Source organism: Neisseria sp. P0001.S005 (genome assembly GCF_051963715.1).
Genome location: NZ_JBQCTZ010000020.1, coordinates 22,810 through 35,229 on the forward strand (window position 1 = coordinate 22,810; position 12,420 = coordinate 35,229).

Genomic DNA, 12,420 nt, shown 5'->3' on the forward strand with positions numbered 1-12,420 from the left:
CAACTTTCATATAACATAAAAGAGTAGGGCATAACTAAGCCATCATGAAAAAAGCCGTCTGAAACCCAATGTTCAGACGGCTTTTTACTCCCAAAATGATTAATTGATCATTACCATTTTCCAGTTATCCCAATACGGATTGTCCTGCCCGGTGCGGGCATATAGGAGCGGCTCATCGGGTCGAGGTAGTAGCGGTTGGTCAGGTTGCTGCCCACAAGCTCGGCGGTCAGATTTTTGCCGATTTTGTAGCGCAAATAGGCGTCCCATACGGCGACAGGCTGCCAACGCATGGTATCTGTATCCGCTTGAAGATTATAGTCATTGATACGGTTTAATTGATCGTAATATGCCTGCCATACCGTACGGCGGTTTTGATACACACGGCTGTGATAATGAAAGCGGATGCCGCTTTCCAGCTTGTTGCGGAAGAAGCGTCCGCCCAAATCAGCATCAATCGACCAGCGCGGTTGAACCATACTGGCAAGATAACCGTTATCGGTCAAACCGCCGTAATTGCATTCGGGCGCGGGAATAAATCCGCCGCCAGTCAAGTAACTGGAATCATGTACACTGGAAACGGAAAAAGATTTGTCGCAAACTTTGTTTTTGAGCGTACGCAATACGCCGACTCCTCCAAAAAACCTGCCGCTGTCGAAGCGTGCCTGTAACTCCACGCCGGTACGGATTTGTTTGTCGAATTGCTCGAATTCAAAATTCTCGTCCCTGTCGATGATATTTTTGGTTTTGTTGCGGAAGTAGTTGATGCGGAAATCCGCATTTTTCATTTTGGGAAACAGTCCAGTTAAATCATGAATGTAGCCGACTTCCCAGTTTTTGGCGTGTTCGGGCTGCCAACCGTATCCCATTCGTGCAAATGAACCCGCAGCAGTCGAGAAGCCATAAGTCCCCTCAAATATGCTGGGGAAACGTAGGGATTCGGTATAGCGCAGATAGGCTCGGGCATTATCGGTAAAATTGACGGCGGCTGAGAATGCAGGAGCCCATCCGCTGCCACCCTGTTTGTGGGCACGCTGCAGTTCGTTAGGTGTAATAGGAGCCCTATACATTCTTAGAATGTCATAATTAGGTATATATTTTTGAACTACGCGCGGACTGTCGGGATTGCTTGGATCATAAGCAGGATTGACAGCTTGACTATGCAACTCTGGAATAGCAAACCAAGGATGATTGGCAGGATTCAGACGACCTTTGTCGTCTTTCAGCCAATAGTATTTCAGCTTATCCAGCCTTGGTCTGTTTTCGTCATGAAAGGGAGTAAGATTTAATATTGCCACCCCTCTATCATCTATTACGATACTGTCTCTTGCCGCATTGAATTCGTCATTGTTAACCGCATTCAGATAATCACGATATTCCTGCTCGGTTGCTACACGGGTAAACTGAAATACCTGACCTCGATTGACTTGTAAGGGATTGTTGTATTTGTCAAATCCGGTTTTCAACCGCTCGTTGTCGTCCTGTATCTTGAAGTTGGTATAGCGCGCTCCTGCCGTCAGAGTCAGCCAGCTCATCGGCTGGTAGCGGAAATTGAAACCAAAATTCCATTCTCTGCACCTACCGTTTCTCGGCTCGCCGAATCTTGTCAGCTCGGTATTGGTAACCAATTGCTTTGCTTCTATTTCCTCCCTGTATTTGTCCAAGCCGTCATGGCTCAATTCTTCTGAAAACTCATTGCGCGATCTCAATTTTTCATTCTGGAAGTCACCTATCAGAGTCAACGTCAGCTTGTCATGCAGCTTCATGCGGTTGGAAAAATTGAAACCGTTACGGGTATTGTTAGCATAGTAGGCATTGCCCTCTATGGTATTGAAGCGTCCGTTGGTATTCGGAAGCTGTTCGACGACATTCGGTTTTTTCGTGTAACCCAATGCCTCATACATGCGCTTGGTTTCTTCATTGTAGGTATTCCAGCGACTCATCACAGTTTTCCACATCATTAAATTGTCCACCCTGTCTTCATACAGGGCGTCGCCGGGCGAACCGCCTGCAGTATTGGTTTTGGATTTGGTACGGGTCGTCCACAATGACGCATCGAAATCTATCCAACGGCTGCCTTCGGGCTTCCATGAATAGTCGATATTGTAGGAACGCTGTTTCACCCATGCCCTCGGCCACTCCGCAATTTTATTTAAATTGTCGGGCGTACTGAAAATCGGGCCGATGACGCGGGAAGGCATGATTTCGCCGAAAGTGGAATCGGTATGGCGCAGGCCGAATTTGAGCGTTTGGCGGTTCGGCAGGCGGAAGGTGGTTTTACCCAGCCATGATTTATTTTCCAGCGAAGTATTGGTTACCTCTCCGCCCGGATGATAAAAAAGTCCGATACGGGCAATATCGGGTGCGCCCAGCATGGCTTCACTACCGTAAAATTTTTCGCCTCTTGCAGCGGCATCTGCAACCCGTCTGTTTAATTCATTTACCGTTTCCATTGTCCAAGGACCGATATAGCCGTAGCGCTCCGCCCCTTTTTTGCCGGAAAAATAATTGCCTTTACTGCGGTAGGCATAGGCGAGCATGGTATCGAAATTGTCCTGCTTGGTGGCGGCGGCAATGCGGTAGGCTTTATCCTCCCCAAATCTATTGCGTCCGCTGAAACGTTGATTGACGCGGTCGGTATCATCCAACATCGCCCGCCAAATACCGCCAAGTGCGACAGCAGGCGCATCCAATGTCCGATAATCGACCGATTTTTCATAGACATTGGCACGTTGTTTGATGGAATTATTGGAAGCCTCCGCCTTCACTTCAAAGCCGTATTTCTGCCCTTCGGGGACAATATCGTCGGCATCAATGGTTTTCAGGGCGACGGAGCCGCCTATGCCGCTTTTCATATCGCGGCTGAACGAAGGGCCTTTTTCGATGGAAACGCTGCTGATGATGTTGGGGTCGACGTAGTTGCGGTTGTTTGCGCCTGCGTAGCCGCGCCAGACGGTAATTGCCTGCTCCGTGCCGTCAATGGTAACGGGAATCCGTCCCTGTCCCTGTACGCCGCGTATATTGGGATCCAACGCGCCGCTGTTGCGCGCGTCGCCGCTGTACACGCCGGACATACCGCTTAAAAGGTCGGATACGGTGTTGCCCTTGAAGGTTTCGACTTCGTTTTTGCCTTTGTAAAGATTGACGATTTCGCGGGTATAAACCCGGTTTTTACCGATTTCATCCTTATTTCGAGTTCCTTTGACAGTGATGGTATCGAGAATAACTGTCGAATTATCTGCAGCATAAACGGCAGGGACAAAACCAATGGTGGCGATGCAGGCGGAGAGGGTGGTGACTTTGATCGGTTGCATAGAATGTATCCATATAACTTGATTGGTAAGGCCGTCTGAATGAGATAGACCAAATAGATGCGATTACACTCTGACTAAAATAATACAAATAAGTTTGATTATTATTTATAATTTTGTGAAATTCTAAATAATTTTTAATAATATGGAAATGTTTTTTGAGTTTGAGCTAAATAGAAGGGTGAGGGATAAGAGGAACAAATAAAACCTTGTTTGAATATTTCAGACAGGCTTGGATTCGGATTTCAAATGCAACATCCGGATCCCAGTGGTTGGAACAGATTCAAAAATAAAACACTTGGCGTTTAGTGGCTAAATGTTTTTCTCTGCGATGTACTTCTCGATCATTGTCGATGATGGTGTCGGCCTCCTAATCGCCGATGCGGGATTTTTGGTCGACAACGGCAGGTCGGTTTTCTATGCCGACGCGTTCGGGCACTTTGCCTCTGATCCATGAATTATTTATCCAGCTACGTCATACTATATTTTGCGTTTTTGAAGTGGTTTTTAGTGCTATCTTGTGGTTTCTAAACTTGCAAAAACCGCCTATTTGTTTTATAAATAAAAACCATTTTTATTCAAATGATAAGGTTGTGTAATGAAAAAGAAAGCGATTGTCTGTGTAATAGGGGCGGTTTTTTCCGGACAGTTATATGCGGCTCAGATGCCGGTGACTCAAGAAGAAATAGAGCCTGTGGTGGTTACGGCCGACCGCAATGCGCAAACCTTGGATAAAGCCGCGCCGAATGTGTCGGTTATCGGACGCAAAACCTTGAATCAAGCCTCGGCACAGAATTTGGACGATATCGTGATGTATGAAACCGGCGTCAGCGTGCCGTCAGACAACAATCGCCGCGGTCATGCCGGTATCAATATCCGAGGCATAGACGGCAACCGCATTCTGATGATGGTGGACGGCGTGCGCATTCCCGAATCTTATGCAGGCGGCGGCTCCAACGGCGCGATTTCGGGACGCGATATGGTCGAAAGCGACACGCTCAAGCAGGTCGATATTGTCAAAGGCCCTTATTCCGCACTGTACGGTAGCGACGCGCTCGGCGGCGTGGTGAACATGGTGACGCTTTCTCCGAGTGATTTCGTCGATGTGGGCAAACGCGGGCATTTCGGTTTGAAACACGGCTACCGCAGCCGCGACCGCAGCCATGGCGTAACGGCGACTGTGGCAGGTTTCCATGAAAACGCCGAAGGTCTGCTGATGCTGACGCGCCGCCAAGGTCATGAAACGGAAAACATGGGCAGCGATACCAGCTACTCGACTGCGCGTACTGCCACCAATCCACAGAAAAACAATGCCTACAATATCTTGGCGAAAGGCAATATCGGCAACGAACGCCACCGCTTGGAAACTTTGTACGAACAGTATTACCACGCCAACGATACCGTGTTGGCAAACAGCTTGGGTTCGCAATCGCGCGGGCCGGTAACCATTGCAACATCCGAGAGCAATGCTCGCGACCGTATCCGCCGTCAACGTATCGAAGCGGGCTACCGCTACACTGGCGAAGGCCGTCTGAAAGAAGCCAACCTGACTGCCTATCAGCAAAAACTGCGTACGGAAGACGATGCCGTCGATGCGAGCATTACGCGTATGGGCGCGCGCCAATTAGGTAACTCGACCCGTTATTCCGACTACGGTTTCAATCAGACCATACGCGGGCTGAACGGGCGTGGCGTGTGGGAATTTGACGGCGCGGTCAAACAAACCGTCGTTGCCGGCGCAGAATACAAACACACCGAGACCGCCCGTCCGCGCGACAGCCTGACAGTGGACAATCTGACCGGTGCCATCAGCAAAGTTTATGCAGGCAGCACCTATCCGAATAAAACCTTCCCCGACAGCAAGCGCAAAACGTTCAGCGTTTACGCACAAGACAGCCTGACCTTCGGCAACGGCATCGTTCTAACTCCAGCCTTGCGTTACGAAAAAGACAAGCTGAACACGTCGACCGACCAAGCCTATCTCAATGCCAATCCCAGCGGAACGGCGACGCGCTTTGGTGATTCCGCGTTTACGCCCAGCCTGCGCCTGAGCGTGCCGATGGGTGAGCAGTTCACCGGTTTTGCCACTTATTCACAAGGCTTCCGCACGCCGCCGTTTGACAGCGCAACCATGGCGTTTGCCAATACGACCTACGGCTATGCCGTCATTCCCAATGCCAACCTCAAATCCGAACGCTCCAACAGCTTTGAATTGGGGATGAAATTTAAAAATGAACGCGCCCGTGCGCAAGTCACTGCGTTCTACAACCGTTACCGCAACTTCATCAACCGCACTGAAATCGGTACCTCCACCGTTGGCGGTCGCCCGATTATCCAGTACCAATATCAAAACCTTGATCACGTTAAAACCTACGGTGCTGAAGCTTCTGCCGCCTACAAATTCCTGCCGGGCTGGCAGGTTTCGGGCAGTATCGCTTGGATGCGCGGTGAGCAGCAGGACGGCAAACCGTTGGATTCCGCTTATCCGCTCAACGGCGTTTTGGGTTTGGATTACACGCAGGAAAAATGCGGTGTCGGCACCAAGCTGCGCTGGTCGAAAAAACACAGCCGCGTCAGCAGCGACACTGTTTTCCAAGCGCCGGGTTATGGCGTATGGGATATCGGCGCGTGGTACAAGCCGTTTAAAAACCTCGAAATCGGCGCAAACATTTACAACGTCGGCAACAAAAAATACTGGCAGCACGCAGACGTTGCCGGCATGAGCCGTACCAGTGTGATGGACTTGTACACCGAAACTGGCCGCAATTTCGCCGCAACCGTACAACTGAAGTTCTAATGTGATTCAACCGTTTTCAGACGGCCTGAGAAAACGAGCAGGCCGTCTGAAAGCATACGACAAGGAAAAAACAATGAAACTCAAACTCCTCCTGCTTTCCGCGCTTATTTCGTTGGCCGGCACTGCACACGCGCAACGCATCGTCGTGTTGACCCCCGATACGGCAGACATTGTTGCCGCGCTCGGCGCATTGGACGAAATCGTCGGCCGCGATCAGACCGTTCAAAATCCGGCGTTGAAAAACAAGCCCAGTATCGGCATTCATCGCCGCCTGACGGTTGAACCGATTGTGGCCGCCAAACCCGACATTGCCATCGGTTCATGGATGGCGCAGCCTGCCGATATTTTTGCCCACCTGCAAAAAGCAGGCATTAAAGCCGTCAATGTTGCGCCCGATGACAGCATCGCCGCCTATCCGCAAAGTATCCGCAACATTGGTCAGCTTATCGGCAAAAGCGCGCAGGCGGACAAGTTGGCAAGCAAGTGGCAGGCGGATATGAAACAGCAGCCTTCCAGCGGCAAACGCTACCTCTTCAGCTACGACGGGCGCATCGTATCGGGCAAAAATACTGCCGCCGACGAAATCATCCGCCGTGCCGGCGGTATCAATGCCGCAGCCGCCATTGACGGCCTCAAACCGATGACGCGTGAGGCATGGATTGCGGCCAAACCCGACATCATCATTATTGCCGACCACAACACCGCCATGATAGGCAACGTCAAAACCTTTGCCGCACGCCCCGAAATCGCCGGCTCGCCTGCTGCGAAAAACGGCAAGATTTATTTGTGGAAGGCCAACGATATGTTCCGTTACGGGCTGGATACGCCGCAAGTGATTCAGCGTTTGCACGGTTTGGCGAAATAAACGCGCCTGTTTTGAAAACCCTTGCCCGATTTTTGTTTTCAGACGGCCTTGATTTGTTCCTTCTTATTGAGGAGGAAGCAAAACGGTTGTCTTAAAAATGCCGTCTGAAACCGTCCCTCAATCCGCTTGAACCGCATGATGTCATGAAACCGCATATCCTTACCCTCTGCCTGCTGCTTACTGCCGCCGCCGTTTATTTGTGCTGCGGCATCGGTTTTGGTGCGTGGGAGTCGCCGCTGGCGATGGATGAAACCGTCCGCCAAATCCGTTTACCGCGCATCTATACCGCACTTTTGGTCGGAGCCGGTTTGTCCGCTTCGGGGGCGGCATTGCAGGCTTTATTTGAGAATCCGTTGGCCGATCCGAGTTTGATCGGGACATCGGGTGGGGCGGCCTTGGGCGTGATTGTGTTATTGGCTTTGGGCGGCGGCGCGATGGGTGTGCCGGCGGCGGCTTTTCTCGGTGCATTGGGTGTGTGCCTGTTGATTTTGGCGGTACACAAACTGCTTGGCGGCGGTACTTTGGGATTGCTGGTGTTGGGGTTTGTGTTGAGCGCGTTTTCGGGCGCGGTGGTCAGCATGATTTTGTTTTTATCTGATGATTTAGTATTGCGCAGCGCGACCACATGGCTGTCGGGCAGCCTTGCCGAAGCCGGTTTCTCATCGCCTGTCGCGGCAATCGCGGTCATGTTGCCCGGTTTTCTGATTTTGCTGTCGGCAGGCAGGCGGCTGGACGTTTTAATGACGGGGGAAGACACAGCTGCCAGTATGGGTGTATCCGTTGGGGCATTGCGTGTGCAAACCGTAATCGGCGCGGCATTGATGACGGGAGCGGCGGTATCGCTTTCGGGCATCATCGGTTTTCTCGGCATGATGATCCCCAATGTGCTGGCGCAAGCCGTCGGCGGCAGCCGCCGCAAACTGATTGCGCTGTCGGCTTGGTTGGGCGCAGTGTTTTTGATGGTGGTGGACGGCGCGGCGCGCTGGCTGACATACCCTGTCGATCTGCCGGTCGGTATTGTGATTGCCTTATTGGGCGGACCGTTTTTTATGTATTTGTTTATCAAGCCTTTGAAAAGCCGTTAATGCCTAAACAGGCCGTCTGAAACTTCATTGCTCCATATCTTTTGCCATGCACACCTTATTTCAAATCCGTAATCTTTCCGTCCGCGTCCAAGACAAAACCCTGCTTGAAATCGATCAACTGGATATACCTTCGGGCATGACCGTCATTATCGGTCCGAATGGTGCGGGCAAATCCACTTTGCTGCGTGCCTTAATCGGGCAAACAGGGCAGGGGGAAATCACGCTTTTCGGTGAGGCCGTTGCGCCGCAAATCCGCGCGGGCAGGGTAGCATGGGTCGGGCAGCATGGCCGTTACAACATGCCGATGACCGTACGCGAATACATTGCGTTGGCGTCATTCGTACAAAAAGGCCGTCTGAACCATGAGTGGGCGGACGAGTTACTCGATTATTTTGATTTGATGGCGTTGGCAGATAAGCGCATTGGCAAGCTCTCAGGCGGCGAGCAACAACGCGCCAACATCATCCGCGCCCTGTTGCAAAACGCGCCGGTCTTGCTTTTGGACGAACCGTGCAACCATCTCGATATCCGCCACCAACACCGCCTGATGCAGTATTTGGTCGGGCATTCAAACCGTACCTCATCAATAATGGTATTGCACGATTTAAACCTCGCCGCGCGTTATGCGGAACATATTATTTTGATGAATAAGGGAAAAGTCGTTGCATCAGGCAAGGTGGGAGAAGTGATGCGCCCTGATTTGCTTGAATCGGTTTACGGTTGGCAGATACGCCGTTGCGAAGATGAGGCAGGGTTTTATTTCAGAAGCTGAGCGCCGAAAGGCCGTCTGAAAAATGATAAAGAAAATTTATTTTATCGTTCAAAAATAAAACGAGATGGGAGGATGTTCCCAACTTGAAGAACCAGATTTTGCACATTTCACAAGTAAAATGCCGATTTCCATCAAATAGAAATACATTTAATTATTTATAGAATACAATATATTAAAATAATACTGATTTTTAATTACTCAAAAATATTGACAAGAAAACGATGATGGTTATTTAATATATCAATCTTATTAATAACTTTTATTAATCATCATCATGGTACAGCAGCTTGTTTGGACTCCGAAACAATCCGCGCCCAAGGCATTTCCCGAACGTCAGGCATTGATGCCCGTTTGGGGCGGTGTTCCAATGCCGCGTCCCCAGTGGCAGAACATTTGGAAGAAAAAGCTTCCCCATGCCACCGATGTGGATGCGCTTGCTTATCTGCATATTCCATTTTGCGCCAACCATTGCGTTTTTTGCGGCTTCTACCGCAATGCGTGGAAGGACAGCCAAAGCAGCGTGTATACCGACAAAATTATCGAAGAAATGGCCGCTGAAGCCGAAGTCCGTACAGGTAAGGGCAAAATCCGAGCCGTTTATTTCGGGGGCGGTACGCCGACCGCGTTGCTTACGGAAGACCTCGTCCGTCTGATTCGTGCCTGCTACCAATATCTGTCGCTTGCCGAAGACTGCGAGTTCACCATCGAAGGGCGTATGAGTCATTTCGATTTGGAAAAAGCACAGGCCTGCATCGAAGCAGGCGCCAACCGCATTTCCATCGGCGTGCAAACCTTCAATACCGCCATCCGCCGCCGTCTCGGCCGCAAACACAGCGGCGACGAGGCGTTTGAATATTTGGCAAAATTGTGCGAACTCGATGCCGTGATTGTGGCCGATTTAATGTTCGGTCTGCCCAATCAAACCGATGAAGTTTGGCAAAACGACATTGCCCGCGCCACCGAGCTATCGCTGTCAGGTTTGGATACGTACGCGTTCAACCTTTATCCCATGCTACCCATCAACCGCATGATTGAAAAAGGCGCATTTCCGACACCGCCGGGTTTCGATATTCAGGCAGACCAATATGCCTACACGGTTGAAACACTGCTGGAAAAAGGCTGGGAACAGGTCAGCAACAGCCACTTCGCCTATCCCGGCCGCGGCGAACGCAACCGCTACAATACCCTGATCAAATCCGACATTCCCTGTTTGGCGTTCGGCTCCGGCGCAGGGGGTAACTTCGGCGGTTTCAGCTATCAGGTGCAGGGCGATTTGGAGAGTTATCTTGCCACGCCGAAAGGCGAGAAAAACATCGCATTTATGAGCGGCCATAGTCCAAATAAAGCACTGCTCAGCAAAGTTCAGCACGATATTGAAACAGGCCGTCTGAATCCATTATTGTTCGACGGCAACAAAGCAGCGCAAAAGCTGATTGCCCAATGGCAGGAAATGCAGCTTTTTAAAGAACCCGATTCAGACGGCCTGATCCGTTTGAATACCAGCGGCCGTTATTGGTCGCCCACCCTTATCCGCAAACTTATGCTTACTCTTCCGACTCAAGAAAAGGATCAAACCATGCAAAAACTTTCAGCCGAACAACAAACCATGTTGCGTCAATCATTGGAAAAAAATCCCGGCCAAGTACTGGAAATGCTGGCAGCGCAAAACCAATGCAGTTTTGAAGACGTTATCCGCTGTCTGCCAGAAGAGAACGTGCGCCAAACCGAAGGCAGCCGCATAGTCGAAATCCTCCAAGCCGTTGCCGCATGGAATGAATCCGTTACCTTCATCGCCCACACCCCCGATGCCATCGTCGAAGTCAGCGGCAAACTGCCAAACGGCAAAGTCGGCCGCGGTTTCTACAACTTTGACCATCCTGAAACCGACGGTGGCGTACACGGCCACATCTACTATGAAAACTGCGCATCCATCTACCTTTTGGAACGCCCATTCATGGGTAAAGCCACTTGCTCGCTCAACTTTATCAACCGCAATGGCGGTGCCATGTTTAAAATTTTTGTCGGCCGCGATGAGGCAGGCGAGTTGAAACAACATCAAATCGAAGCCATGCGCAAACTGTTTGATGCCGCTTAAACGGTTTCAGACGGCCTGAAAATCCGTTCCTTGTTACATAGAGGAACGGATTTTCTAACAATAAACATCTACCATACAAAGGAACCCTAAACATGCAACTCATCTTCGGAGCCAACGGCCCGTCCGGCCGAGCCTATATCCGCACATTGACTGACTCAGCCGATACCGTCGCCGTATTAAGAAAGCCGTCTGAAGACAGCTTTTTTGCCGAACATAATATTCAAACCGTCGTCGCCGATGCGCTTGATGCCGATGCGCTCGATAAAGCGTTGGCACAATACCGTCCCGATACCGTGATCAGTTTTGTCGGCGGCAAAAACGAAGAGGGCATCCGCAGCGATGCGCTGGGTAATATCAACATCATTGCCGCTACGAAAGCCGCCAATCCGCAAGCCTGCTTTGTACTGATTACCAGCATGGGTTGTGGCGAACAATGGGACATGATGAGCGAGCCGTTCAAACAGGCACTCGGCGAAGCTGTCCGTGCCAAAACAGAAGCCGAAATCTATCTCAAACAAAGCGGTTTGAATTGGACCATCTTGCGCCCCTGCGGCCTTGCCGATGGCGAAGATAATGCCTATACCTTGACACAAAATGCCCAAGAAATTCCGCAAAAATACATGACGCGCAACGGCTTGGCCGCTGCCGTTGCTACCATTGTCGGCCAAGCGGACAGCAAGGGCGAAACGTATAGCGTTGGTGCGGCATAACCGGATTGAATAGATTGTCCACTTTCCATTGTTAAAGTTGGAGTAGGTAATTGATTAGCAGCTGATCAAACAATAAAGGATTTGTTGAGAAAAGACTGGGAGATATAAATAAAAGGCCGTCTGAAAAACCTTTCAGACGGCCTTTTTGTTTTTGAATTTTGTAAGTGATTATACTACTGAGCAAAACAGGAGTTAGCAGACTAAAATACTAGCATTATTAATTTAACATAATATAAATTAATTTCCTTTTTCCTATTCTCCTACAAATTCCGCTTATTGTTCCTACATGTCAAATGAGAATTAATGATACTCAAGATAGTTTGCTCATAGTAATCCAACTTTTAGTATAAAATCAATAGGTTTTAAGCTGCTTAATTTTACTGTGACTCTACCACTGAATTAATGAAGTTGAGGACCGTTTTTTGCTTTTCAGACGACCTTATGGTTTAAAGAGGTCGTCTGAAACCCTAAAAAGCAGTAGGTAGGCTTGGTTAATAAATCAAATGCTTTAGAAAAATGAAATGGTTTGTTGGGTCTCAACCCAAGCTAGGCTTGCTCAAACAACTGCGTAAACAGGTGCATTTTGATGAAATTATGGCGGGGAGTTATATTTTGGGGCTGACGTAGATTAGCGGTTATGCTAGGCTACGAAAATGCAGATAACCAATTGTAAATTAAGCAAGATAGTTCAAAAGAAACTACTTAAATTTTGGGGCTGACGTAGATTAGCGGTTATGCTAGGCTACGAAAATGCAGATAACCAATTGTAAATTAAGCAAGATAGTTCA

General features: G+C 49.7%; 7 protein-coding genes. 6 read left to right on the forward strand and 1 reads right to left on the reverse strand.

Features of this window, described 5'->3' with window-relative positions; translation table 11 throughout:
• Positions 1–110: 110 nt before the first annotated feature.
• Complete coding sequence (locus ACTHSP_RS04720; protein WP_440345723.1) at positions 111–3,311, reverse strand: TonB-dependent receptor domain-containing protein; 3,201 nt, start codon at positions 3,309–3,311, stop codon at positions 111–113.
• Between the two features lie 595 nt (positions 3,312–3,906).
• Between ACTHSP_RS04720 and ACTHSP_RS04725 the strand changes: the two genes are divergently transcribed.
• The 6 genes from ACTHSP_RS04725 (at position 3,907) to ACTHSP_RS04750 (ending at position 11,632) form a co-directional block, all read left to right on the forward strand.
• Positions 3,907–6,105, forward strand: a complete 2,199-nt coding sequence (locus tag ACTHSP_RS04725) for a TonB-dependent hemoglobin/transferrin/lactoferrin family receptor (protein ID WP_314513090.1) — start codon at positions 3,907–3,909, stop codon at positions 6,103–6,105.
• 73 nt (positions 6,106–6,178) lie between these two features.
• Positions 6,179–6,970 (forward strand): heme/hemin ABC transporter substrate-binding protein, encoded by a 792-nt coding sequence (locus tag ACTHSP_RS04730; RefSeq protein ID WP_036490880.1) that lies wholly within the window; start codon positions 6,179–6,181, stop codon positions 6,968–6,970.
• Between the two features lie 143 nt (positions 6,971–7,113).
• A complete protein-coding gene (locus ACTHSP_RS04735; RefSeq protein ID WP_371509085.1) occupies positions 7,114–8,055 on the forward strand; it encodes a FecCD family ABC transporter permease in 942 nt (313 codons plus the stop codon).
• 46 nt (positions 8,056–8,101) lie between these two features.
• The gene (locus ACTHSP_RS04740) at positions 8,102–8,827 is read left to right on the forward strand and encodes an ABC transporter ATP-binding protein (RefSeq protein WP_440345724.1); all 726 of its coding nucleotides are present in this window, start codon (positions 8,102–8,104) and stop codon (positions 8,825–8,827) included.
• Positions 8,828–9,101: 274 nt separating this feature from the next.
• Positions 9,102–10,922, forward strand: a complete 1,821-nt coding sequence (gene hutW, locus ACTHSP_RS04745) for a heme anaerobic degradation radical SAM methyltransferase ChuW/HutW (protein ID WP_440345725.1) — start codon at positions 9,102–9,104, stop codon at positions 10,920–10,922.
• A 92-nt stretch (positions 10,923–11,014) separates the two neighbouring features.
• Positions 11,015–11,632 (forward strand): NAD(P)H-binding protein, encoded by a 618-nt coding sequence (locus ACTHSP_RS04750; protein WP_440345726.1) that lies wholly within the window; start codon positions 11,015–11,017, stop codon positions 11,630–11,632.
• Positions 11,633–12,420 lie beyond the last annotated feature (788 nt).

What these genes read in the sequence shown, in the direction of transcription:
- ACTHSP_RS04720 (WP_440345723.1), bottom strand. Translation starts at nt 3,311, where the DNA reads ATGCAACCGATCAAAGTCACCACCCTCTCCGCCTGCATCGCCACCATT.
- ACTHSP_RS04725 (WP_314513090.1), top strand. Translation starts at nt 3,907, where the DNA reads ATGAAAAAGAAAGCGATTGTCTGTGTAATAGGGGCGGTTTTTTCCGGA.
- ACTHSP_RS04730 (WP_036490880.1), top strand. Translation starts at nt 6,179, where the DNA reads ATGAAACTCAAACTCCTCCTGCTTTCCGCGCTTATTTCGTTGGCCGGC.
- ACTHSP_RS04735 (WP_371509085.1), top strand. Translation starts at nt 7,114, where the DNA reads ATGAAACCGCATATCCTTACCCTCTGCCTGCTGCTTACTGCCGCCGCC.
- ACTHSP_RS04740 (WP_440345724.1), top strand. Translation starts at nt 8,102, where the DNA reads ATGCACACCTTATTTCAAATCCGTAATCTTTCCGTCCGCGTCCAAGAC.
- hutW (WP_440345725.1), top strand. Translation starts at nt 9,102, where the DNA reads ATGGTACAGCAGCTTGTTTGGACTCCGAAACAATCCGCGCCCAAGGCA.
- ACTHSP_RS04750 (WP_440345726.1), top strand. Translation starts at nt 11,015, where the DNA reads ATGCAACTCATCTTCGGAGCCAACGGCCCGTCCGGCCGAGCCTATATC.